The organism is Vibrio sp. CAU 1672, from assembly GCF_029223195.1.
Classification (GTDB): Bacteria; Pseudomonadota; Gammaproteobacteria; order Enterobacterales; family Vibrionaceae; genus Vibrio.
Map to the genome: position 1 here is coordinate 159,518 of NZ_JARHUF010000006.1, position 25,208 is coordinate 184,725.

General features: G+C 49.6%; 21 protein-coding genes. 11 read left to right on the plus strand and 10 right to left on the minus strand.

All coding sequences use genetic code 11. From position 1 onward, the window contains the following. Positions 1–132: 132 nt before the first annotated feature. A complete protein-coding gene (purR, locus tag P2G85_RS08175) occupies positions 133–1,137 on the minus strand; it encodes an HTH-type transcriptional repressor PurR (protein ID WP_275863603.1) in 1,005 nt (334 codons plus the stop codon). 431 nt (positions 1,138–1,568) lie between these two features. Then, on the minus strand, positions 1,569–2,216 hold the full coding sequence (gene torD, locus P2G85_RS08180) for a molecular chaperone TorD (protein WP_275863604.1): 648 nt from the start codon (positions 2,214–2,216) through the stop codon (positions 1,569–1,571). A 239-nt stretch (positions 2,217–2,455) separates the two neighbouring features. Between torD and torR the strand changes: the two genes are divergently transcribed. Then, a complete protein-coding gene (torR, locus tag P2G85_RS08185; protein ID WP_275863605.1) occupies positions 2,456–3,169 on the plus strand; it encodes a two-component system response regulator TorR in 714 nt (237 codons plus the stop codon). A 109-nt stretch (positions 3,170–3,278) separates the two neighbouring features. On the opposite strand, the gene elyC is transcribed toward torR, so the two are convergent. Beyond that, positions 3,279–4,079 carry an envelope biogenesis factor ElyC gene (gene elyC / locus P2G85_RS08190; protein ID WP_275863606.1) on the minus strand — a complete coding sequence of 267 codons (801 nt, stop codon included), beginning with the start codon at positions 4,077–4,079 and terminating at the stop codon, positions 3,279–3,281. A 115-nt stretch (positions 4,080–4,194) separates the two neighbouring features. Here elyC and cmoM point away from each other — a divergent pair, with 115 nt between their 5' ends. Genes cmoM through mukB form a run of 4 tightly spaced genes read left to right on the plus strand, consistent with a single transcriptional unit; the run spans position 4,195 to position 11,495 of the window. Then, a complete protein-coding gene (cmoM, locus tag P2G85_RS08195) occupies positions 4,195–4,986 on the plus strand; it encodes a tRNA uridine 5-oxyacetic acid(34) methyltransferase CmoM (protein ID WP_275863646.1) in 792 nt (263 codons plus the stop codon). A gap of 2 nt (positions 4,987–4,988) precedes the next feature. Next, on the plus strand, positions 4,989–6,326 hold the full coding sequence (gene mukF / locus P2G85_RS08200; protein ID WP_275863607.1) for a chromosome partition protein MukF: 1,338 nt from the start codon (positions 4,989–4,991) through the stop codon (positions 6,324–6,326). Continuing rightward, entirely contained in the window at positions 6,307–7,029 is a 723-nt protein-coding gene (gene mukE, locus P2G85_RS08205; protein ID WP_275863608.1) for a chromosome partition protein MukE, read from the plus strand. Before mukF ends, mukE begins: the two co-directional genes overlap by 20 nt. A 2-nt stretch (positions 7,030–7,031) precedes the next feature. Then, on the plus strand, positions 7,032–11,495 hold the full coding sequence (gene mukB, locus P2G85_RS08210) for a chromosome partition protein MukB (protein WP_275863647.1): 4,464 nt from the start codon (positions 7,032–7,034) through the stop codon (positions 11,493–11,495). Between the two features lie 100 nt (positions 11,496–11,595). Here the strand turns inward: mukB and P2G85_RS08215 are convergent, their stop codons facing one another. The 7 genes from P2G85_RS08215 to P2G85_RS08245 all read right to left on the minus strand — a co-directional run bounded on the left by P2G85_RS08215 (position 11,596) and on the right by P2G85_RS08245 (position 18,182). Continuing rightward, positions 11,596–11,745: a hypothetical protein gene (locus P2G85_RS08215; protein WP_275863609.1), complete on the minus strand. Its 150-nt coding sequence runs from the start codon at positions 11,743–11,745 to the stop codon at positions 11,596–11,598. Positions 11,746–11,956: 211 nt separating this feature from the next. Further along, positions 11,957–12,925: an alpha-L-glutamate ligase-like protein gene (locus P2G85_RS08220; RefSeq protein ID WP_275863610.1), complete on the minus strand. Its 969-nt coding sequence runs from the start codon at positions 12,923–12,925 to the stop codon at positions 11,957–11,959. A 3-nt stretch (positions 12,926–12,928) separates the two neighbouring features. Further along, on the minus strand, positions 12,929–14,434 hold the full coding sequence (locus tag P2G85_RS08225; protein ID WP_275863611.1) for an inactive transglutaminase family protein: 1,506 nt from the start codon (positions 14,432–14,434) through the stop codon (positions 12,929–12,931). 15 nt (positions 14,435–14,449) lie between these two features. After that, positions 14,450–15,196: an ATP-dependent zinc protease gene (locus P2G85_RS08230; protein ID WP_275863612.1), complete on the minus strand. Its 747-nt coding sequence runs from the start codon at positions 15,194–15,196 to the stop codon at positions 14,450–14,452. 205 nt (positions 15,197–15,401) lie between these two features. After that, positions 15,402–16,373 (minus strand): tRNA 5-methoxyuridine(34)/uridine 5-oxyacetic acid(34) synthase CmoB, encoded by a 972-nt coding sequence (gene cmoB / locus P2G85_RS08235; RefSeq protein ID WP_275863613.1) that lies wholly within the window; start codon positions 16,371–16,373, stop codon positions 15,402–15,404. 100 nt (positions 16,374–16,473) lie between these two features. Continuing rightward, the gene (gene cmoA / locus P2G85_RS08240; protein WP_275863614.1) at positions 16,474–17,211 is read right to left on the minus strand and encodes a carboxy-S-adenosyl-L-methionine synthase CmoA; all 738 of its coding nucleotides are present in this window, start codon (positions 17,209–17,211) and stop codon (positions 16,474–16,476) included. Positions 17,212–17,315: 104 nt separating this feature from the next. After that, a complete protein-coding gene (locus P2G85_RS08245) occupies positions 17,316–18,182 on the minus strand; it encodes a DUF72 domain-containing protein (RefSeq protein WP_275863648.1) in 867 nt (288 codons plus the stop codon). A 273-nt stretch (positions 18,183–18,455) separates the two neighbouring features. On the opposite strand from P2G85_RS08245, the gene aspS reads away from it, so the two are divergent. From aspS to ruvB, 6 genes are all read left to right on the plus strand, one after another. Next, positions 18,456–20,234: an aspartate--tRNA ligase gene (gene aspS, locus P2G85_RS08250; protein ID WP_275863615.1), complete on the plus strand. Its 1,779-nt coding sequence runs from the start codon at positions 18,456–18,458 to the stop codon at positions 20,232–20,234. Between the two features lie 121 nt (positions 20,235–20,355). After that, on the plus strand, positions 20,356–21,099 hold the full coding sequence (locus P2G85_RS08255; protein ID WP_275863616.1) for a YebC/PmpR family DNA-binding transcriptional regulator: 744 nt from the start codon (positions 20,356–20,358) through the stop codon (positions 21,097–21,099). Positions 21,100–21,373: 274 nt separating this feature from the next. Beyond that, positions 21,374–21,895 carry a crossover junction endodeoxyribonuclease RuvC gene (gene ruvC, locus P2G85_RS08260; protein ID WP_275863649.1) on the plus strand — a complete coding sequence of 174 codons (522 nt, stop codon included), beginning with the start codon at positions 21,374–21,376 and terminating at the stop codon, positions 21,893–21,895. Between the two features lie 136 nt (positions 21,896–22,031). Further along, complete coding sequence (locus P2G85_RS08265; RefSeq protein ID WP_275863617.1) at positions 22,032–23,483, plus strand: methyl-accepting chemotaxis protein; 1,452 nt, start codon at positions 22,032–22,034, stop codon at positions 23,481–23,483. 78 nt (positions 23,484–23,561) lie between these two features. Then, positions 23,562–24,179 carry a Holliday junction branch migration protein RuvA gene (ruvA, locus tag P2G85_RS08270; protein WP_275863618.1) on the plus strand — a complete coding sequence of 206 codons (618 nt, stop codon included), beginning with the start codon at positions 23,562–23,564 and terminating at the stop codon, positions 24,177–24,179. Positions 24,180–24,200: 21 nt separating this feature from the next. Then, positions 24,201–25,205 carry a Holliday junction branch migration DNA helicase RuvB gene (gene ruvB / locus P2G85_RS08275; RefSeq protein ID WP_275863619.1) on the plus strand — a complete coding sequence of 335 codons (1,005 nt, stop codon included), beginning with the start codon at positions 24,201–24,203 and terminating at the stop codon, positions 25,203–25,205. Positions 25,206–25,208: the final 3 nt, after the last annotated feature.

A 25,208-nucleotide genomic window follows, 5' to 3' on the forward strand; every position in this document is an offset into this window, starting at 1 on the left:
ACGGTTCGTTATTGATGTGCTTACTTGTTGTTTACATTTTACGGTAGCCATATGGCCTTAAACTATCTGTTGCTACAACCGAAAACAAAAAAAGCGCCCTGTTAAGGGCGCTATGTGTCAGTGATTTATATCTTAATTGATTTTCTTGACCGTATTACGGATGACGAGCTCTGGCTGCATTTCGAACACGCGTTTTTCGTGTTCTTTGTCTTTGATACGTTCAAGCAGGATTTCAAACGCGTTTTTACCAACACGCCGTTTTGGTTGGTGAATGGTGGTCAGCGGTGGTGAGAAATACTCCGCCAATTCAATATTATCGTAACCAATCACAGACATATCGTCAGGCACTTTGATGCCGTTTTGTTGTAATCGGCTCATCAAGCCCAGCGCCATGGTGTCGTTAAAGCAGAATACTGCTGTAGGGCGGTGTGCCATGGCGGTGATTTTATCTGCTGCCAGTACAGCGGTATCACACTCGAAATTGCCTTCCAGGATCCAATCTTCATTGACCTTCAGTCCGGCTTCCTTCATTGCGCGGCGGAAACCCGCAATGCGTTCTTTACAGGCGGCTTTTTCAAAATGACCACTGAGGCAGGCGATGTCGGTATGCCCGTTATCGATTAGATATTTGGTCGCGATGTAGCCGCCTTCTTCTGAGTTATCGATTATTTTATCCGCTTGTGAGCTCTCCGGACCCCAATCCATCACTACTTTAGGAATGTCCGCATGGCGATCGAGCATTTCTTTCAACTCTTCTGTCAAGTCTGAGCACATGACCAAGATACCGTCAACGCGTTTTTCGGCCAGCATACGAATGTAGTCGCGTTGCTTTTCGTAGATGCCACCGGTGTTACACAAGATCAGAGTATAACCCTGACGATAACAGTAGCTTTCAACGCCATCAATGACTTCAGAGAAGAACAGGTTAGTCGATTGTGTCACCAGCATGCCAATCGTGCGGGTTGAATTGCACTTCAAGCTACGGGCAACGGCACTTGGCGCGTAATTTAGTTCATCAACCGCTTTCATCACTTTTTCTTGCGTTGCTTCCGCAACAAAACGCGTTTTGTTAATTACGTGCGAGACCGTTGTTGTAGAAACGCCGGCTAAGCGTGCAACGTCTTTTATCGTGGCCATATTAATGTCCTGTATCAAGCTACATCATACCCACTAAAGGAGTTCTTCCGCATGGTTTTGGGCCTGTTTACGCAGCAGCCGTCTCAGGAGGCTGTTGGCAGGCGTATGCAGATGACGTTGGTAAGTAGGTAACGTTTTGTAGCACAAATGGCAGATGAAGAGGATTCCATGACAGTCAATTAATGGGAAACCTTCAGAAGCCGTGTTATAAACACAAAAACCGCCATATTTCAGCGGTTTTCATTAGAATCATATTTTATCGTTTGCGTTCACAGTCTAGACCGAGGCGCATCCTCTGGCAATATTTTCTGCGCGAGTTTGTGCTTGGGTGGTCACATTTTGGCGTTAAAGAGCGAAAAGCACTTAGCCTGAGTGTCAACAAACAAGGAATAGGGCGAGTAAATGGTCGTCGCCCTAAGAATAATTAGTGATTATTCCCCAATCAGGTATTGGCTGTCCAGTTTACAAAATGCAATTAATAGTTGCGCGACGCTGGCGTAAAAGCCGAACTCATCGAACTGTTGGCATTTTGCCGCAAAAGGAGGTAACCAGCTGAGCAGCTGATGTTGAATAAAGTCATGTTGCTTGCTGAACGCATCTTCCATATGTTTCTCTTGTTCAAGCTCATTTGAGCGGATAATCATATTGCCAAGAAAATCTAGTTCTACCGCCAGGTGATCTGCTGGTTCGTTGAGGTGTTCGTCAACCCGTACCCCGAAGGCTGTCATCAGCTTTTCCATTTCTGCTGCGGGTTTATCATTGAGCAAGCCGCTTTCGCCAATGTACATTGAGGCATAGGGCAGAGCGCCGTGTTTATCTGTTTTTAAAAACAGATCACAGAAGTCAGCTGCAAGTTCAAGTTGGGCATCCGGGCGGTCTTGCAGGCGATTGAGTGCATCGACAAAATTATCGACGCTAGGCTTTAGCGCTTCGTTTTCGGCTAAACCGGTTAAAAAGCTTCGAATTTCCACGCTGTGATACGTTTCGAGCTCTTTTTCGGTCAGCTCTTTAGCAAATAGGCTAGAGAGCCACCAGTAAATCTCGGCACGTTTTTCATTAAAAGCTTTTATTTCTTGCATTTTATTGCTCCTGAATGGTTCTCCCTTAAGTGTAAACAAATAAAATGAATAGCAGTAACTATAATTATGACGCTTTGTTGGTAGTTATGCGTGTTTGTGAACAGCAATTCCGTAGCTTGTCTTGAATCAATAAACGCGCAAAATCTTGCTTTCTCGCGCATCTATTACTAGATATGTTACTAGTTATGAATAGAATGGGTTGTTGGAATGAAAAGAATGATAAGACAGAAGTGGTGTAAATGAGCTATCACGTATTAGTCGTAGAAGATGATGTTGTAACGCGCAGCAAGCTTGTAGGTTATTTCCAAAACGAGGGTTACATTGTTAGCGAGGCAGAAAGCGGATCTGTGATGAGAGACGTTTTGCTGAGTGAAGATGTTGATTTAGTTATGCTGGATATTAACCTGCCGGGTGAAGACGGTTTGATGCTGACGCGTGAATTACGCAGCCAATCAGATATTGGTATCATATTAGTGACAGGACGCACGGATAGCATCGATAAAATTGTTGGCCTTGAAATGGGCGCCGATGATTATGTAACTAAGCCTTTTGAGTTAAGGGAACTGCTGGTCCGGGTTAAGAACTTACTGTGGCGTATTTCACTGGCACGCGCCGGAACTCACAAATCGGTAAACGCTAACGAAGATGAACACATTGTCCGTTTTGGTGAGTGGACATTTGATATCCAGCGCCGTGCGCTGAGTAAGAATGGTGAACCGGTTAAGCTGACCAAAGCTGAATATGAGCTTTTGGTTGCGTTATCCTCATACCCGAATCAGGTGCTTAGCCGTGAACGTATTCTCAATATGATTAGCCATCGGGTGGAAGCGCCGAATGACCGTACTATCGATGTATTGATCCGTCGTATGCGGGCGAAAATGGAGTTTGATCCGAAAAACCCACAGATTTTCGTTACCGTGCATGGCGAGGGGTATATGTTTGCCGGGGACTAAGTCTGGTAAGTGTCCTGCTTGAAGGCAGTGTTTCCTTTGTGGGCGCAGAGTTTTAAGTGGGCGCACAATAATAAACAGCATAAAAAAGGAGAGGCATGCCTCTCCTTTTTTAGTTCTGTTCGGTTTGCGTCATATCGGCAACAGGTGTTTGGCCTACGTTATCGCGCAAGCGCTGCCATAACAATCCGAGCGTTTCATGCCAGAATCGCTCGGTTTGCTCTAAGTACTGCGCCTTCGGAGCGAACTTTTGCCAAGGTTGCTTAATGGCATCAACCGCAAGAAAGTTGGTCGGTGCCGGGATTGGTTGGATGCCCGCAGCGTTAAACTCGTACATTGCACGTTTCATGTGGCTGGCAGAGGTGACCAAGACAATGTCTTTCTGTTGTACAAATGCAGCGGCCTGCCTGGCTTCTTCCCAAGTGTCTTTGGCGTCTTCCAGCAGGATTATTTCTGATTTGGCCACGCCTAGTGATAACGCCACATTGGCCATCATACGAGCCTGGCTGATCTCGGAACCACCGGCGTAGCCGGACAGGATCAGCTTGGCACCCGGGTACATACGCAAAATACGAGTGCCCTCCGCCAGACGCATCAGTGCTGTGCGACTAAGTTGTGAAGTCGGGGGAATGTCGTTGTCGACGACATGCCCATGCCCCAGCACCATGACGTAGTCAACGGAGCTGGATGTCGGCAGAAACGCTTTATATTCACGCTCCAGCGGCATGAGCAAACTGGTTGAGATTGGTTGAAACGATGCTAAAAAGATAGCCACAAAAGAGAACAGCACCACGAAGCAACCGGTTTTACGTTTGGTCGTAAAACTGATGAGTGCGAGGCCCACTAAGCCAATCAGCAACAAGGCCGGTAAGGGCATAAGTAAGGCAGATAGTACTTTTTTCAGCTCAAACATACATAAATAGTCCGAAAAAACATCAATTGAGAATAAAAATGAGGGTGACCCTCTTTATTCCTGCTTTCCTTGTGCCAGAATAGCGGCACAATCCGTTATGATAACTCAAGCAGAAGTGACAGAAGACCGTAATTTCGACGATATCGCCCACAAATTTGCAAAAAATATCTATGGCTCCGACAAAGGGGAGATCCGGCAAATTATTGTATGGGAAGATTTTCTACAGATTCTAAGTGAACTGGATGCGGAGCATCAAGTGCTGAATGTTCTGGATGCAGGGGGGGGCTTGGCACAACTGTCGCAAAAGCTTGCTAAGCTCGGACATCATATCGCGTTATGTGATCTATCTTCGGAAATGCTTCAGCTAGCGAAGCAGGATATTGAAAAAAACGGTTTGCTTGAGCAGTATCGCCTGATTCATTCACCGGTCCAATCCATTGGTGAGCACATGGAAAGCAAGGTGGACCTGGTGATGTTCCATGCGGTGATGGAGTGGCTGGTTGAACCGAAGACCGCGCTCGAAACGGTTTTAGAGCAAGTGAGGCCCGGGGGCATGGCATCGGTAATGTTTTATAACCACCATGGTCTGGTTTATAAAAACGTGGTGTGTGGCAACATTCCCCATGTTCTGGACGGTATGCCTCACCGTAAAAGATTTAAACTACAGCCACAGAAAGGTCTAAAACCCGAAGAGGTCTATCAATGGATAGAAGATTCTGGTTTTAGTATTTGTGGTAAATCTGGTATTCGTTCATTCAGTGATTACATAGGTAATATGCAATACATGGGCGATTACGAGTTTGAAGATGTGTTGGCGCTAGAAAAACAACTTTGTCGACAAGAGCCATACCTCTCATTAGGCCGCTATATCCACGTGTGGGCTAAAAAGAACGATAAACAGGAATAACAATGAGTGAGATGACTCTCAATGCTGCAGAGCAACCGATCGATGAGTTGGTTGGCTGGGTAAAGCAGCACGATTTCTCGTTGAACCTGACCACTGAGCGACTGGCGTTTCTCATCGCCATCGCTGTACTGAGTAATGAAAGGTTCGATGAAGAACTGGGTGAAGGTGAATTGCACGATGCATTTGCCATCGTCACTCGACTTTTTGAAGAGACCGGTGAAGCTTCGGCTTTCCGTGCCAACAATGCCATCAATGAGATGGTCAAGCAGCGCCTTATTAGCCGCTTTGTCAGTGAGATCACGGACGGAGCGAGCATTTACCGCCTGTCACCTTTAGCGATAGGCATCACTGACTATTACGTGCGTCATCGTGAGTTTTCGAAACTGCGTCTTTCTATCCAGCTGTCGATGGTGGCGGATGAAATGGCAAAAGCGATTGAAGCGGCACAGAAAGGTGGCACACCTGGCCACTGGAAGAAAAACGTTTATGGTGTCCTGAAATACTCGGTAGGCGAAATCTTCGACCAAATAGACCTCAACCAACGGGTGATGGATGAGCAGCAGCAGTCTGTGAAACAGCAGATTGCTGACCTGCTTAACAAAGACTGGCGTGAAGCGATCAACAACTGTGAAGCGCTACTGTCAGAAACTTCCAGCACGCTGCGTGAACTTCAAGATACGCTGCAGGCAGCCAGTGATGAACTGCAAACTCAGATCCTCGATATCCAGGAGATTGTCTACGGCGATCCTGAGCTTGAGTTTATAGAGGAAGCGTTGTTCGGCCTGCAGATGAAACTCGACCGGATCACCAGCTGGGGCCAGCAAGCGATTGACCTTTGGATTGGTTACGACCGACACGTACACAAGTTCATCCGTACCGCAATCGATATGGATAAGAACCGCGCGTTTAGCTCGCGTTTGCGTCAATCCGTCAAAGATTACTTTGATACGCCTTGGTATCTGACTTATGCAGATGCAGAAAGGCTTTCTGACCTTCGTGATGAAGCCTTGGTACTGCGTGATGACGAGGTAACAGGCCAAGTTCCGATGGAAGTGGAATACGAAGAGTTTCAACAAGTCAATGATGAACTGGCTGAGCGTATTGGTGGCATGCTGAAAGCGCATAAAGACCAAGGCCTGCCAATTGACTTGAGCGTGGTGCTGCGAGACTACCTTGCACAGCACCCTCATACTCATCACTTCGATTTAGCCCGAATCGTTATTGATCAAGCTGTTCGTCTTGGCTATTCAGAGTCAGACTACCAAGCTATTCAGCCAGACTGGCAAGCGATTAACGATTTTGGGGCAAAGGTACAAGCAAATGTCATCGACAGATACTAATGAATACATGCCAGAAAATCTGGTAAAAGCACTTTCTAACCCTCTGTTCCCAGCGCTTGATAGCATGCTGCGTGCAGGGCGTCATATCTCAAGTGAAGATCTGGATAACCACGCGCTGTTATCCGATTTTGAAGTAGAGCTCTCTTCGTTTTACCAGCGTTACAACACCGAATTGGTGAAAGCGCCGGAAGGCTTCTTCTATCTTCGTCCACGTTCAACCTCTTTGATTGGCCGTAGTGTCCTTTCAGAACTCGATATGCTGGTGGGTAAGGTTCTGTGTTTCCTTTACCTCAGTCCAGAGCGTTTAGCCCATGAAGGTATTTTCACCAACCAAGAGCTTTATGAAGAGTTGCTTGCATTGGCTGATGAAGCCAAGTTGATGAAATTAGTGACCAACCGTGCAACGGGTTCTGATCTGGATAAAGAAAAGTTGTTTGAAAAAGTACGCACGTCACTTCGTCGCCTGCGCCGTCTAGGCATGATCATCAATATCGGTGAAACCGGTAAGTTCAGCATCAGTGAAGCGGTATTCCGCTTTGGTGCTGATGTGCGTGTAGGCGATGACATGCGTGAAGCGCAGCTGCGTCTGATCCGTGACGGTGAAGCCGTAGTGCACACCAAAGAGCCAAGCCAAGGCAGCTTGTTGTCTGAAGAACAAGAAGACCAAGCCCAAGAAGAAACAACCGAAGAGGGTGAAGCATGAGCATGATTGAACGCGGTAAATATCAATCGCTGACCATGGTCAACTGGAACGGCTTCTTTGCCCGTACGTTTGACATCGATGGTCTGGTAACCACGCTATCAGGTGGTAACGGTGCAGGTAAATCAACCACCATGGCGGCATTTATCACCGCATTGATTCCTGATCAGACCCTACTGCACTTCCGTAACACCACGGAAGCGGGCAGCAGCCAATCGTCTCGCGATAAAGGTCTGTACGGTAAGCTACAGCCGGGCGCGTGTTACGCCGCGCTAGACGTAGTGAACTCACGTAACCAACGTCTATTGTTTGCGGTAAAACTGCAGCAAGTAGCGGGTCGTGACAAGAAAGTAGACATCAAACCGTTTGTTATCCAGGGCCTTCCAAGCCATGTGAAACCAACGGACATTCTGGTTGAAAGCGTATCAGCGACGCAGGCCCGGGTACGTCAAATCAACGAAGTGAAAGAGTCGATCGCTGAGTTTGAAGGCGTGCAGTTCAAAGCCTTCTCTTCGATCGTCGATTACCACGCGCAAATGTTCGAATTCGGTGTGATTCCGAAGAAACTGCGTAACTCCGGTGACCGTTCTAAATTCTACCGCCTGATCGAAGCATCACTTTACGGTGGTATCTCAAGTGCGATTACCCGCTCACTACGTGATTACCTTCTGCCACAAAACGGTGGGGTGAAGAAAGCCTTCCAGGATATGGAATCGGCACTGCGCGAAAACCGCATGACGCTAGAGGCGATCAAAACCACGCAAGCCGACCGTGACCTGTTTAAACACTTGATCACAGAGTCGACCAACTACGTGGCAGCGGACTACATGCGCCATGCCAACGATCGTCGTAACAAGCTGGATAAAACGTTGTCATTGCGTTCCGAGCTGTTCGGCTCTCGTGAAACCTTAGTTGAGCAAAACAAGCTGCTTAACCGCGTTCAAGAAGAGCTAGAACTGTTAGTCGAGTCGGAAGCGGCATTAGAGCAAGACTACCAAGCGGCATCTGACCACTTGCAACTGGTGCAAAACGCACTGCGTCAGCAAGAGAAGATCGAACGCTACCAAGAAGATCTTGAAGAGCTGAGCGAGCGCCTTGAAGAGCAGCTGATGGTAGTGGAAGAAGCGCAAGAACGCGTGATGATGGTTGAAGAGCAGGCAACCGTTGCGGAAGAGGAGGTGGATAGCCTTAAGACGCAGCTGGCGGACTACCAACAAGCTCTCGACGTTCAGCAGACCCGCGCACTTCAATACCAACAAGCGGTTCAAGCGCTTGAGAAAGCAAAACAGCTGCTTGGTGATGACAGCTTAACGGCAGAATCAGCACAAGCACTGGTTGCTGAACTTAAGAACAAAGAATCAGAAAGCACCAACGCGTTGCTATCGGTTAAGCATAAGCTGGACATGTCTTCTGCCGCGGCAGAGCAGTTCGAAACGGCGCTGAAACTGGTACAAAACATTGTTGGTCAAGTTGAGCGTAAAGACGCATCTGCACATGCGAAAACCGCAATTGCGAAAGCGCGTGAATCTCAGCAAGTGGCGCAAAACGAACAACAGTGGCGGGCCCAGCATCGTGACCTAGAGCGTGGCCTTAACCAGCAGCGTCAAGCGCGTGAGCTAGTCACTGAATACCAAAAGCAGTTCCATGTTGAACTGACGGACGAAATCGCGTTTGAACAAGAACGTGAACGTCACGCGATGCAAATCGACTCGCTGGAAATGACGCAGGAAGACGTGCGTGAACAACGCAGCGAACAGCGTCGTCTGGAGCAAGATGCAGCGGCGGAAATCAACAAGCTTGAAGCGATCGCGCCAACGTGGATTGCCGCCAACGATGCGCTGGAAAAACTGCGTGAGCAAAGTGGTGCTCCGCTGGAAGACAGCCAATCGGTCATGAGCCAAATGCAAGTGGTGCTTGAGCAAGAGAAAACCCTTTCTCTGGCAAAAGACAAACTGGCAGAGCGTCGTAGTCAGCTTGAAACTGAAATTGAGCGTCTGGCGTCTCCGGGCGGTTCAAACGACCCTCGCCTGAAGGGGCTGGCAGATACACTCGGCGGCGTATTGCTGTCAGAGATCTACGATGACATTACGATTGATGACGCGCCGTACTTCAGTGCGATGTACGGCCCGGCTCGTCACGCTATCGTGGTTTCTGACCTATCTGGTATCGAAGAGAAACTGGTAGAGCTAGACGACTGTCCAGAAGATTTGTACATCATTGAAGGTGACATCGATGCCTTTGATGACAGCTCATTTGATGCAGAAGAGCTAGAAGGCGCGGTGTGCGTTCGCATGAACGATCGCCAAATGCGTTACTCTCGCTTGCCTGAAATCCCACTATTTGGTCGTGCGGCACGTGAGCAGCGTTTAGAGCTACTGCGTAACGAACGTGAAGAAGTGGTCGAGCAGCACGCCAAAGCGGCGTTCGATTCGCAGAAAAAGCAGCGTCTGTACCAGGCCTTCAACCAGTTTGTCGCCAGCCACATTCAAGTGGCGTTTGAAGCAGATCCAGAGCAAGCGCTGGCCACCATTCGCGATAAGCGTAACCAAATTGCTCGCGTATTGGCTGATCTGGATGCAAAAGAGCAGCAGCAACGTTCTCAGCTGCAAACCAGCAAGCAGGCACTGGCGTCGCTGGATAAGCTGGCACCGAACATGGCGCTGATTGAAGATGACACACTGCAAGCTCGCTTTGATGAGCTGGAAGAGAAAATCGCCCAGCTTGCAGAAGCCAAAGCATTTCTCAACAACCACGCAAAAGCGGTGGCGGAACTGGAAAAAGTCGCGGTAGCCCTGGACTCTGACCCAGAGCAATTCGACGCGCTAGAAGCCGAATACACAGCGGCAGACGCACAGCTGCAAGATCTTAAGAAGCAAATCTTTGCGCTGGCCGATCTGGTTGAACGTCGTCACTACTTCGCTTACTCAGATTCAGTGGATCTACTGAATAAGAGCAGCGAACTGAGCGAGCAGTTAAAAGCGAAACTGGTTCAAGCGGAGCAGATGCGCAGCCGCTCTCGCGAAGAGTTGAAACAGTCGCAAGGTCAGATGAACCAATACAACCAGGTATTGGCGTCTCTGAAGAGCTCGCACCAGGCGAAACTGGAAACGGTTCAAGAGTTCAAACAAGAGCTGCAAGAGTTTGGCGTTAACGCGGACGAAGGTGCAGAAGAGCGTGCAATGCGTCGTCGTGATGAACTGCATGAGCGTCTGCACACCTCTCGCAGCCGCAAGAGTGAATACGAGCGTACCATCACCTCTACCGAACTAGAGATGAAAGGCTTGGCGAAACGTCTGAAGAAAGTTCAGAAAGAATACGTTGAGCTGCGTACGTTCGTGGTTGCCGCGAAAGCCGGCTGGTGTTCAGTACTTCGTCTGGCGCGCGAGAACGATGTTGAGCGTCGTCTACACAAGCGTGAACTGGCTTACCTGTCAGCGGATGAACTGCGTTCAATGTCGGATAAATCATTGGGTGCACTGCGTCTAGCGGTTGCGAACAACGATGATCTGCGTGATGCGCTGCGTCTGTCAGAAGACAACGCACGTCCAGAGCGTAAAGTGCTGTTCTACATCGCGGTTTACCAGCATCTTCGCGAGCGTATTCGTCAGGACATCATCCGTACGGATGATCCGGTTGAAGCCATCGAAGAGATGGAAGTGGAACTGGCGCGTCTGACTGAAGAGCTCACCCAACGTGAAAACCGTCTGGCGATCAGCTCTGAGTCAGTAGCCAGTATCATCAAGAAGACGATTCAGCGTGAGCAAAACCGCATTCGTATGCTCAACCAAGGCTTGTCGAACATCTCGTTCGGTCAGGTGAGAGGCGTGCGCCTGAACGTGAAGATCCGCGAAAGCCACGAAGTACTGCTGAACGGTCTGGCGACGCAGCAAGAGCAGCATAAAGACCTGTTTGAATCGACTCGCTTTACCTTCTCAGAAGCGATGGCGAAACTGTTCCAACGCGTGAACCCACACATCGATATGGGTCAACGTTCTCCTCAGGTTCTGGGTGAAGAGCTACTGGATTACCGTAACTACCTGGAGCTGAGCGTGGAAGTGAACCGTGGCTCTGACGGTTGGCTACAAGCTGAATCGGGCGCGCTGTCTACGGGTGAGGCGATCGGTACTGGTCAGTCAATCCTGCTGATGGTTGTTCAGAGCTGGGAAGAAGAATCACGCCGTCTGCGCAGTAAAGACATCGTGCCATGTCGTCTGTTGTTCCTTGATGAGGCCGCGCGTCTGGATGCGAAGTCTATCTCAACGCTATTCGAACTGTGTGACCGTCTGGACATGCAGCTGCTTATCGCGGCGCCGGAAAACATCAGCCCAGAGAAAGGCACGACCTACAAACTGGTGCGTAAGGTGTTTAAAGACCACGAGCACGTACACGTAGTGGGGCTGCGAGGTTTTGGCCAGAAAGAGAAGCCTGTGACTGAAGCGCAGGAACTGCTGGCAGAGCTTGAGTCTTAGCCTTGCTGATAAACACAAAAAGCCCGCTGAATCAGCGGGCTTTTTCATTGTGAAAAGCAAAACCAAGAAAGCAGGATAACAGTCTTGGCTGGTTTAGGTTTTACCTGTCTTCTGAAATATCTTGATAGTCATCAATCATTTCAGCAAGCTCTTCAAGTGCCTGGAGAGATAAATCTGACAAACGTTGCAGCTGTTGGTCTAACTCATCATTTTCCGGTCGGGGGTTATTATTGTTTTCGTTTGTTAGCATCGCTCAACCTCTCTGTCGAGTCGAGTTGGGGGAGCCAATATCATACGCAGAATGATGAGAGAGTTAGAAACAATAGCTGGTGGAAATGTTAGCTGGATCAATTTATTTTGATATGTAAAAGAAATCAGTAGGCAAATAAGGCCGGCAGGATGATCCGGCAACAGAGGTGAAAACACCAGCAATCTTTGGCTTAGGATTGCTGGTGGATGATTTAAAATTGTGGCTTCATACCAAATTGTTTTGCTGCATACGCCACGCGCTCTAGCGGCTTAGGATATTCAGCCGGGGTGCCCAGGTTTTCTATGTGGTGCAGACGCGGGAGCAGACCCGCACCATTCGCAATTTGAATGGCCAAACCGGGCCGGGCATTCAGCTCCAGCACCATTGGCCCTTCTTCCTTGTCCAGCACCATATCTGTGCCCATATAGCCCAGTCCGGTCATTTCCCAGGCGCTGGAGGCCAGTTCAAGCAGGCGTTCCCAGTGGGGGACCTGTAATGTGGACAGATCTTTACCGGTATCCGGATGGTGGGTGATCGGTTGGTCAAACTGCACCGCACGAATTGCTTTGCCGGTCGCAATATCGATGCCGACGCCAACGGCTCCCTGGTGAAGGTTGGCTTTACCATCGGATGCGGCCGTTGAGCAGCGCATCATCGCCATGACCGGGTAGCCTTTGAAGACGATAATTCGTACATCGGGCACCCCTTCATAACTGAAGCCATCAAAGCAGTCATCAAATTTGATCAGGTTTTCTACCACGGCGACGTCATTCTTGCCGCCAAGCGAGAACAAACCAGCCAGTGCATTACTGATATGGCGCTCAACATCTTGCTTGTTGATGGTGGCTCCGGACGGTTTGGTGTATACCCCGTCTTTGTGAGATATCACTACCAGAATCCCTTTACCACCACTGCCCTGGGCCGGTTTGATCACAAAGCCCGGCCAGTCCTTGACCATGTTGTGAATGGTCTTTACTTCTGCCTGGCTGTGAATGACGCCAATCAGTTTAGGCACGGTGGCCCCCGCAGCCTGGGCGATAATTTTGGTTTTTAGCTTGTCGTCCACCAGTGGATATTTAGAACGATCATTATAGCGACCAATATAACTGTGGTTGCGTTTGTTCATTCCCATAATGCCTTTATGGCGAAGCTTTGCTGGCGAAGTAAAACGTTCAAACATCGCTTAATCCTCCGCTAACGGTTTAAAGCGGCGTAATTCGGTCAGACGGTAACCAGTGTAAGTACCAAGCAGCAGGATTCCCGCTAATACAATTAATTGCAGCCCGATAAAGTTAAACGTGAGGTGCTGAATAAAGGTGCTGGTCATTGCCAGATAAACCAGTACCGCGGTAAGCAGTGAACCGCCCCCCTGGAGAACAACCTCTTTTGCCCCTTCTTCTTCCCATAAAATTGACATCCGCTCGATGGTCCATGACAGGATGATCATCGGGAAGAAGGTAATAGATAGCCCTTCAGTCAGGCCAATCTTGAATGCGACGACTGTAAACACCGAAATGATCATAATTACGGTGATGATCACGGCCGAGATCCGGGCCACCAAAAGTAAGTTCAAACGCGATAAATAGCTGCGGATGATCAGCCCGGTACCGACAATCAGCAGGAAGCCGACAATACCGGTGACTAATTGGGTCTGGACAAAAGCGACAGCAATCAGTACCGGCATGAAGGTCCCTGAGGTTTTCAGGCCGATGATCACGCGCAGGAAAACCACAATCAGTGCGCCGATAGGGATCAGCATGATGGTTTTGAACATGGCTTGTTCTTCAAGGGGCAAGCTATGAATTGAGAAGTTCAGCAGGCCATCGGCTTCGACTTTATTGTTGGTCGCTTGTTGTGGGGTCACTTCTTGCTTGATCATAGAGAAGTGGACTTTACTGTTCTGACCGCCGATAAGGTCAAGCAATGACACGTTGGACTCGTCCCAAACCAGCAGATTAGGCTGTTCGGCGGTTTGCAGTGAGTTCGGTGTAAACAGCACCCACTCATCGCCGGACCAGACTTGTACCATCGGCTGAATGGATTGGCGGCGGCGGCCGTCTTCCAGCTCGATTACACCAACGATTTTGCTGTTTACCTTCGCGGTAAGCAGCATGGTGTGCAAAGCATCGGTCCGGTTAAAATCGTTAAGCAGCAGGGCGGAGTTCTGGCTGTCCGGATCGTTCAGCGCCTTGATTAACTCTCGTGTAAAGGTGAGATTGTCAGCGGAGCGGCTCATGGCGCGTTCAATCAGAGCATTGGCTGCGGCTTGTTGTGGTGCCGACAGCGTTGGTGCGGTGATCTCGCCGCTTGGTGTTTGGGGTTGGACTTTGGCCTGCGGGTCGACCAAAAACTGTGCTTTATAATAGATGGTCTGTGGGCCACTTGCCTGGCGAATTGACCACTCGGCGCGACGGCCGGCATCTGTATTGATGTACGACACACCATAGCCGGATGAGGATGCGGACTCACCAACCAAGGTATAACCGTTTTGGGTGTGCGGGGCCGCTAAAGAGGCCTTCACTTCATTCCCGCTGGCGTTAAACTCAATGCGAGCCTCTACATCCCAGATTTGGCGTGTTTCACCAGGAGTCCAGGGAACGCCGTAAGTCTGATGTCTGAACACACTTAAGGCGATGCCAGCAATCACCAAAAAGATGATTGAAATATAAAACGGTATTTTGGAGGTCATACGCTACCTTATAAATTATTTTTTATCATTTTGCGTTTGGACATATTTTTTGCTGACATCGACCACTGCAATGTCGCGCATAAACTCTCTGCCCAATAAAACAGGATGGTTCATTTGAGAGCGATCTGCCAAAGTAAACTGCGCTTTTTCATGAATTTTTCCGACCTTAACCCACAATTCAACCACTGCACGACGTTCGAGTTCTTCATTGGTTGCCTGGCGAATTTTTACGTAACGCACAATCGGTGCTTCAACCCAGGTTTGGCGCTCTTGTTCTGATTTGGTGTTGTCATCTAAATGAAAGCGAACCCAGTTTTTGCCGTTGCGCTCGAACTCTTCAATATCGATGGCATTTAACGAGGAAGTGGCGGCACCGGTATCGATACGCGCATCAAAGGTTTGTTGGATAGAATCTAAGGTTACCTTTTCGATCGAACCAAGCACGATACTGTGGGTCGGGGTGGGTGCCGTGGGGGCCGGAGCCTGAACGATAACTGGCTCGTTATTTTTCTGTATCTCGGCCATGGCGTCGTCACGAAAATCGCCTAGCTCGGTTTGCATTGCGACGATTTGTTCTTCCAGGCTTTCGATATAGTCAGATTGGTTACTGACCTGAGATTCCAGATTGATAAGGCGCGTATTCAGGTTGGATTCGGAGGCCTGTATCGCGGCTAATGTTTCTTGGTGGTATTGTTCGCTTTTGGTTAGAGTACAACCCGAGAGTAACGCGATCGCAACAACCGGGATCAGACGTGTAAACATTAAGAACCTTAGAATTGGATTAAATTTTTTATTTTTAAGAGTTTAGCTCATTCCAACACAGTCTCACAAGGAGCAATCTGCGCAACTTATACATAGAGCGTGGAACGGCCAGATTTAAGCAGTTTGATGCCTCCTGCTTTGATAGGTGAAGAGTAATCTCTTCACGCTATCTGCAAGTTAAAATTATGTCAGGAAATGCGGTGGTTTATGGCTTTTGTGCGACGAGAATTGCACGACGAGGAGCCGGGTAGCCTTCCACAGTTTTGCTTGGGTCGTTTGGATCTAAGTAATCCGGTAGTGAGTTATGGGTCATCCACTCGGTGGTACGCTGCTCTCCGGTCGAGGTAATATTTTCATCAACAATACGCACCTGTTCAAAGCCAACCAGTTCCAACCACACTTTCAGCGCTTTGGCGGATGGGAAGAAATAGACATTGCGCATTTGCGCGTAGCGGGAGGTCGGAACGAGTACTGCGTTTTCATCACCTTCAATGACCAAGGTTTCCAATACCAACTCACCACCAGAAACCAACTGATCCTTTAGCTGAATTAAATGGTCAAGTGGAGAACGACGGTGGTATAGCACGCCCATGCTGAACACCGTATCGAACGCTTCCAGTTTTGGTAGTTGCTCAATGCCCAGTGGCAACAGGTGGGCGCGTTGGTCATCACCCATTAGTTTGCGGATCGCTTCAAACTGGATCAGGAACAGATGGGACGGATCAATACCGACACAAAGGCGAGCACCTTCACCCAACATGCGCCACATGTGGTAGCCGTTACCGCAGCCGACATCCAGCACGCTGCGGTTTTTGAGCGGGGAAATGTGCGGCAACACGCGATCCCACTTCCAGTCACTGCGCCATTCGGTATCAATGTGAATGCCATGCACCGTATAAGGCCCTTTACGCCATGGGTGGAAAGTACGCAGCAGGTTTTCCAGTTTTTTCAGCTCGCCCGGGAGGAAAGGGGTATCGTTAGCAATGGTGACCGAATGGGTGATATCCACCTGGTCAGGTGCGCCTTGGGGGATTTTGTTCAGGGCTTTCAACCAGCGACCAAAGTCCCCGTGCTCTGCATTTTGCCAGTCGGTCAGTTGCTGCGGTAACACATTGAGCCAGGGTTGAAGACGTGTGTCCTGGGCAATCAGTTGGTAAAAATTCGCAAAGTTAAACATAGTTCGTTAGTCGCTGAGTTGATGTTATTAAGTGAATAAGGTAGCGATTTCAAAAGATTAACCGCTGTGTAATGGCAAGCTGTGACCGAAGCGCGAACACTTATTTGATCGCAAACATGGAACCAAAGTTAAAACACTGGAACCACACATCGTAGCTAGAGAAGCCGATTTGGGCGAAACGCTCTTTATGGTCTTTTTTCGAGTCCGGGCGCATGACGTTTTCGATCGCACTGCGTTTCTGGCTGATCTCCAGTTCGCTGTATCCGTTGGCGCGTTTGAAGTCGTGATGCAGATCGATCAGCAGCTCGTTGGATACCTCATCTTCAAACACAAATTTTTCTGACAGGATCAGGATGCCACCAGGGCGCAGGCCCGCGTAGATTTTTTCCAGCAACACGTAGCGATCTTCCGGAGAAAGGAATTGAAGTGTGAAGTTCAAAACCACCACTGATGCGTTTTCGATTTCGATATTACGGATATCCGCTTCTACTACATTGACTGGTGTGTCACTGCGGTAGGCGTTGACGTGTAGCTTACAGCGCTCAACCATCGCTGGAGAGTTGTCGACCGCAATGATTTGGCAACCTTCCTGTCTGATATGGCGACGCATAGAAAGCGTAGCGGCACCCAAAGAACAACCCAGGTCGTAGATATTTGAGTGAGGCTTAACAAAACGCTCTGCCAGCATACCAATTGCAGAAATGATATTGCTGTAACCCGGCACCGAGCGCTGAATCATGTCAGGGAAAACTTCCGCTACGCGTTCATCGAAGGTGAAATCCCCAATTTTATCGATTGGAGCCGAAAAAATAGTATCTGGATTGCTCTTAGGGTTCATAACCAAATCTCTGCATACAAGCCGCCTGAAACGCCAGGCATCAAAAAAGGCGCGTATTTTACGGGAAATTCGCGCCTCTGTCATTTTCTTAATTATACGCTTACCTAAAACATCGGTATTTGCGAGTTGCCATCGTTGGCAGGAAACGCAGACAAATTCGGCAGCGAGAGCTTAAGTTGTAGCTGCTTATACAGCTTTTCAGCAAGTTCTGGTGCTAGCATGTTATCCGGCGTGTGGATCATCAAGTAAGGTTGAATGCCTTGTTCAATCCAAACGGGTAACTTCTTCAACCAAGGTTCAAAAAAGCGCAAGTTGTCATCCATGTCTGGATGACCGATAAAGCGAATTATTGGATGCTTAGCAGTTGCAATTGCATGAACCGGAACACGAGGTTTTTTCTGCTGTGCATCAATCACCGCTTCGGTCGTTGGCTCTGCGGCAAACACAGGGCGACTGTCCATGATGATGCGATCGATGCTAGTTTCTGCTAGCCACTGATTTAACATGCGTTCTTCCTCGCCTTTCGAGAAAAACGCCATATGCCGTACTTCAACCCCAAGTGGAAAGTTCGGCGGGAAGCTGGCACAGAACTTCTTCAGTCTATCGAGGTGTTCGGGACCAAAAGCGGCAGGGAGCTGAATCGTCCATTGACCCACACGTTCGTGCAGCGGTTCCATGGCTTTCATGAAGTGACGTAACGGCTCGTCGCAACCTCTGAGCATTTGCTCGTGGGTAATGGCTTTTGGCAGTTTGAAGGTGAATTTGAAATCGTTGTGGGTCGCAGCTTTCCAGTTTTGCACCGTATTGCGCGTCGGGGTGGCATAAAACGTGGTGTTGCCTTCTACGGTGTGGAACACCTGCGCGTACTTTTCCAGCCGCTCAGTGGGTTTGGTGCCACTGCCGTAAAAGCTCTGTTGCCACTGGTTGTGTGACCACATGGTCAGGCCAAGCCTAAGGGGGAATTTATCCATCATGAATCTTTGTTCCTGCTTGCTGTGAGCACTTTACGAGAGTTTTGCTGAAATAGGTAATTTCACGCTATAATCAGCAGCAATTTTTTCGCTTTGGTGCGGTTTTGAACATTTGTTGTACTAAAAAGCACCAATGAATGATAAAACACACTTAATTGTATGTTGAGTAGTCGATTTTCATAGGCTTTCAGCGTATAAATGGATCTTTACTCTGCTTGGCAATGAGGCTGACAGAGCGTAGTTAACAATATTTGAGAGATTGGGAATTTCATTATGCGTACCCATTACTGTGGTCACCTGAACAAGTCCCTTGCAGGACAAACTGTAGAACTTTGCGGCTGGGTTAACCGTCGCCGTGATTTAGGCGGTCTTATTTTTATCGATATGCGAGATCGCGAAGGTATCGTTCAGGTAGTAGTTGATCCAGATATGGCAGATGCGTATGAAGTGGCTAACTCCCTTCGTAATGAATTCTGTATCAAACTGACCGGTGAAGTTCGCGTTCGTCCGGAAAGCCAGGTCAACAAAGATATGGCAACGGGTGAAGTTGAGATCCTGGCGAAAGGCCTGGAGATTATCAACCGTGCAGACGTACTACCGCTGGACTTTAACCAGAAGAACACCGAAGAGCAGCGCCTGAAGTACCGTTACCTGGATCTTCGTCGTCCGGAAATGAGCGACCGCATCAAGCTACGTGCTAAAGCGTCTAGCTTTGTTCGTCGTTTCCTGGATGATAATGGCTTCCTGGACATCGAAACCCCAGTACTGACTAAAGCGACGCCAGAAGGTGCACGTGATTACCTGGTACCAAGCCGTGTTCACAAAGGCAGCTTTTACGCACTTCCTCAGTCTCCACAGCTATTCAAACAGCTGCTAATGATGTCTGGTTTTGATCGTTACTACCAAATCGTTAAGTGTTTCCGTGATGAAGACTTACGTGCTGACCGTCAGCCAGAATTCACTCAGATCGATATCGAAACGTCATTCATGAGCGCTGAGCAAGTACGTGAAGTGACTGAGAAAATGGTTCGCGACATGTGGCAAGAGCTACTGAACGTAGACCTGGGTGATTTCCCGGTAATGCCATTTAGCGAAGCAATTCGTCGCTTCGGCAGCGACAAACCAGACCTGCGTAACCCACTAGAGCTGGTGGACGTTGCTGACCTGGTTAAAGACGTGGATTTCAAAGTATTCTCTGGTCCTGCTAACGACGAGAAAGGCCGCGTTGCGGTTATCCGTGTACCAGGTGGTGCTTCTCTGACTCGTAAGCAAATTGACGGTTACGCAGAATTCGTTGGTATTTATGGCGCGAAAGGTCTGGCGTGGATGAAGGTGAACGACCGTGCAGCAGGCATGGAAGGTATCCAGTCTCCAGTGGCTAAGTTCCTGAATGAAGACGTGATCAACGCTATTCTGGATCGTACTCACGCGGAATCAGGTGACATCATCCTGTTCGGCGCAGACAAGGCGGGCATCGTTGCTGAAGCAATGGGCGCACTACGTCTGAAACTGGGTAAAGACCTGGAACTGACCGACGAATCTGCATGGGCACCGCTATGGGTAGTTGACTTCCCAATGTTCGAAGAAGACGACGAAGGCAACCTGCACGCGATGCACCACCCATTCACATCGCCTCTGGGTGTGACTGCGGAAGAGCTAAAAGCGAACCCGGCAGCGGCGAACTCAAACGCATACGATATGGTTCTGAACGGCTACGAAGTGGGCGGTGGTTCGGTACGTATCCACAACGCAGAAATGCAGGCAGCGGTATTCGATATCCTGGGTATCAATGCAGACGAGCAACAACTGAAGTTCGGCTTCCTATTAGACGCACTGAAATTCGGTACGCCTCCACATGCGGGTCTTGCTTTCGGTCTGGATCGTCTGGTTATGCTGCTATGTGGTACTGAGAACATCCGTGATGTTATCGCGTTCCCGAAAACAACCGCTGCGGCGTGTCTGCTGACAGACGCACCAAGCGTTGCCAACCCGGCGGCCCTGGAAGAGCTGGCGGTTGCAGTGACAGTCGCGAAAGAAAAAGACGCAGAGTAAGCGCACCATATGATTTAAACAAAACTCCCGTACCTGCGGGAGTTTTTGCTTTAATAGACCCTAGAAACTTACCAAATAGCGTTCCGGGTACTGAACGTCAAAATACATTAAAAGGTGAATCATGGCTGGTCATAGTAAGTGGGCGAATATTCGTCACCGTAAAGCCGCGCAGGATGCCAAGCGTGGCAAAATTTTTACCAAATTAATCCGTGAAATTGTCGTCGCCGCCAAAGAAGGGGGCGGTGAGCCTGAGAACAATCCCCGTCTGCGAGCGGCAATTGATAAAGCGCTGTCGAACAACATGACGCGGGATACCGTAAACCGCGCCGTCAGTCGCGGCGCGGGTGGCGAAGGCGACGACAATATGGAGACCGTTATCTACGAGGGTTACGGTCCGGGCGGTACCGCGGTGATGGTTGAGTGTATGACTGACAACCGCAACCGTACGGTCTCAGGTGTGCGTCATGCGTTTTCTAAAGCGGGCGGTAACTTAGGTACCGATGGCAGTGTCAGCTACCTGTTTGAGAAGAAAGGGGTGATTTCTTACGCGCCGGGTCTGGACGAAGATGCCGTGATGGAAGTGGCACTGGAAAGTGGTGCAGATGATATTGAAACTTCTGAAGATGGTTCTATCGATGTTTATACTGCGCCGGCAGAGTTTGGCACAGTGAAAGATGCCCTGGATGCGGCTGGCTTCGTTGCGGAAAATGCCGAGGTGTCATTGATTCCGTCGACCAAGGCGGAGCTGGATGCTGATACCGCACCAAAACTGCTGCGTTTGATCGATGCGTTGGAAGATCTGGACGATGTTCAGGAGGTGTATCACAACGGGGATATCTCGGACGAAGTGGCGGCGCAGCTATAATTTCTGAGGTGTGGGTGCTCGCCTTTACCCGCATCGCATAAAAGGGAATTTAACGCAGAAGTTGAAGTCACGAACTGGTTATCGATTGAGCAAGCAGCGCTGAATGCGCAACGCTGATAAGCGTAAGTCGCAGGGGGTTAACGCCTGCGACTTTGCTGACAAAATGATCAATTAATGCCTATTTGTGGTGATTGGGCGAGAAATGAGTGTCTTATCTCGTTTTAAGTCAATAGAATGGCAGTACAGAGAAAACGCACAGTTTAATTACTATTACATGTCTATTATTCTTGGTATCGATCCAGGTTCCCGCATTACCGGTTATGGTGTGATCCGCCAGCAGGGCCGTCATTTACAATATCTCGGCAGCGGGTGTATCCGCACGTCAGAAAAAGAGCTGCCCGGCCGACTCAAACAGATCTATGCCGGCGTGACAGAAATCATCACCCAGTTCCAACCCGATGTCTTCGCCATTGAACAGGTGTTCATGGCCAAAAATGCCGACTCGGCGCTTAAACTCGGCCAGGCGCGCGGTAGCGCGATTGTCGCTGCTGTGAACGCGGAGCTCCCGGTTTACGAGTATGCCGCACGGCTGATCAAACAAGCTGTGGTCGGTACCGGTGCGGCTGATAAAGTACAGGTACAGCACATGGTGCAACATATGCTGAAACTGCCGGCCAAGCCTCAGGCCGACGCGGCCGATGCACTTGGGGTGGCGATTTGTCATGCCAACACCAACAAAACCCTGATTGCCCTGGCGGGAAAAGCCAGTGGTGCCAAAAAAGGTCGCTATCGTTAACTGATACCCTTACACCCATCCATATTTCAGAAAACTGAGACATCTTAAGCAGATTTTGCAACCTGAATTGTTATCAGAATGTTGCAATACTAAAGTGGTCTGATGTCTTATAAGAATTCAATCCAAGGAATTGAACATGAACCCAGCGACGCTCTGGCGCAGCGCTTTTATGCCGCGTAACCCGGAATGGAACAAAACCCAGCAACGTCAGGCAGATACCTTATCGCTTTTCACTTTTATTGCCTTTCTCGTTGGACTCTATAGCCTGATCAAATGGGCCAAACATGATCATGATAGTTTAGTCCTGACATCGATATTACTGATTGGGCTGGAACTTACCGCTGCATTTTGCCTTAAGTGGCTGCATCAGCCTGGCGTGGCATTGAATGTCGGTTTTGTCGGCATGGCGACCCATGCGCTGAATATCATTTATCAAAGTGGTGGCGTGGTAGATTCTACCCAGACTTACTGGGTGCCGTTACTGGTCGTGGCCTTCTTTCTTTCGGGGACGCGGATCATGGCGGTGGCCTGGAGCGGGTTGGTCATTACCGTAGCGGCATGGATGACCCACCTGCATGTTTCCGGCTACACCTTTCCGCAACTGCAGTTACCTGAATCCGCGCATGTGATTGAAGTGTGGTCCGGCAGTGTACTGCCTCTGGTGGTGATCTGTATCGCCCAGGTGTTTACAGCGAAACAGCGAGATACGGCAATCGATGCCGCTGAACAGGCGAAAGCCGACAGCGAGCAGGCGGCCGGTACGGCGAGGCAAGGTGAGCGGCATCTGACCGAGGTACTTAACCAGGCCAATCAGAACTCCGGCCAGCTCAAAGCCGTGTCAGAAGTGTTAGATACGCAATCAACGCAACTAGACCAGCAGGTGATGCAGCTTAATATTAACTGCGAATCTCAGGCGAGTGCCGCCGAGCAGATGAGCCAACAAGTCCACCAGATGGCGAAGGGAATCGAAACATCGGCGCAGTTTGTTGATGAACTCAGAAAGCGTAGTGAAGATGTTCATCGCCAGGCGGAAAAAAGCTCTGAGTTGCTGGAGGCTTCTGAACAGGCGATTGGTCAGATCATCACCAGCCATGAGGAGATCATGAAGGTCGCGGATCTGATTACCTCGGTGGCTGAGCAGACGAACTTGCTGGCGCTCAATGCTGCGATTGAAGCGGCGAGAGCCGGTGAGTATGGGCGTGGCTTTGCGGTGGTGGCCGATCAGGTACGAGAGCTGTCAGCCAAAAGCAGCCAGTCAGCGATTGAGATCCGCCATTTGCTTGACCGCAGTGAGCAGGAAGTCCGGCATGGCCAGGATGTGGTCAGCTCCAGTACTGAGCGAATGAACAGCATCATTGAGCAGGTAACCACAATTTCGTATGACGTGAATAGCCTGGCCAGTATCATGGCGACTCAGATGAATGCGTTGCAAGAACTCGATCAGGCCAGCAGTGAAGTGGCGAATGGGGTCGTGCAGACCCAGACGGTTTCTCACACAGTCGCCGAGAGCGGAACGGCATTAAGCAGTCAGGTTGACGCAGTGAGAAGCTTAACCCGCGAGCTTGATCAAGTGGTCTCAAAAATCTGATCGCCGCGCATAAAGAACTGGATGTCTATCCAGTTCTTTATTATCCTGTCGCAAATTCATTTCCAAAGAGTATTTATCGTGATTGGACGTCTTCGCGGCATTCTGCTTGAAAAGCAACCACCTGAAGTATTAATTGAAGTTAATGGACTAGGCTATGAAGTTCAGATGCCGATGAGCTGTTTCTATGAGCTGCCAAATACCGGTGAAGAGGCCATCATTTATACTCATTTTGTGGTGCGTGAAGACGCCCAGTTGCTGTACGGCTTCAATACTGTCAAAGAGCGCGCTCTGTTTCGTGAGGTGATCAAGGCAAATGGTGTGGGTCCTAAACTGGGGTTAGGTATTCTTTCTGGTATGACCGCAAGCCAGTTTGTCGCGTGTGTTGAACGTGAAGACATCTCGACCCTGGTCAAGTTGCCAGGAGTAGGCAAGAAGACGGCTGAACGTCTGGTTGTCGAAATGAAAGACCGCCTGAAAGGCTGGGGCGCGGGCGATCTGTTTACTCCATTTACCGATGCAGCTCCGTTGGATGCGGCTGACCAGGCCAATGGAGATAACGCGCAAGATGAAGCCATTAGCGCCTTACTGGCACTAGGTTACAAATCCGTACAGGCAACTAAAGTCGTCTCGCAAGTAGCGAAGCCGGAGATGACCAGTGAGCAGCTGATCCGCGAAGCCCTGAAATCCATGGTGTAAGGTTAAGTTTAAGGTAACAGTATGATTGAAGCCGATCGTTTAATCGCCCCGGAAAGCCCGGCTTTTCGGGAAGAAGATGTTATTGACCGCGCAATTCGGCCGAAAAAGCTGGTGGATTATCAGGGCCAGGATCATGTCCGCGATCAGATGGAAATCTTCATCAAAGCGGCACAGTTGCGTAGTGAAGCGTTGGATCACTTACTAATCTTTGGCCCGCCGGGGCTGGGTAAAACGACTTTGGCCAATATTGTGGCGAATGAGATGGGGGTGAACATCCGCACCACTTCCGGGCCGGTACTGGAAAAAGCCGGTGATTTGGCGGCGCTGCTGACCAACCTGGAAGAAAACGATGTGCTATTCATCGATGAGATCCACCGCTTGAGTCCGATGGTCGAGGAAGTCCTGTATCCGGCGATGGAAGATTACCAGCTCGATATTATGATCGGAGAAGGGCCGGCGGCGCGCTCAATCAAAATTGATTTGCCTCCGTTTACCCTGATTGGTGCCACCACGCGTGCCGGATCACTGACATCGCCTTTGCGTGACCGTTTCGGTATCACCCAACGACTGGAATACTATCAGGTCAACGATTTGCAAGATATCGTTCAGCGTAGTGCGGGTTGCCTTAATTTATCCATGGCACCGGAAGGGGCGCTGGAAGTTGCCCGCCGCGCCCGTGGTACCCCACGGATCGCAAACCGGCTGCTGCGCCGGGTGCGTGATTATGCCGAAGTAAAAGGCAACGGCCATATTTGTGCGGATGTGGCGGATAAAGCGCTCAACATGCTGGATGTCGATGCCCGCGGTTTTGATTATATGGACCGTAAACTGCTGTTGGCGATTATGGAAAAGTTTGGTGGCGGGCCTGTTGGCCTGGATAATATGGCGGCTGCGATCGGTGAGGAAAAGGATACCATTGAGGATGTGCTTGAGCCGTATCTGATACAGCAAGGTTATATTCAACGTACTCCGCGCGGGCGAATTGCTACAGATCGCGCCTATCTTCATTTCGGAATTGAAAAATAAGAT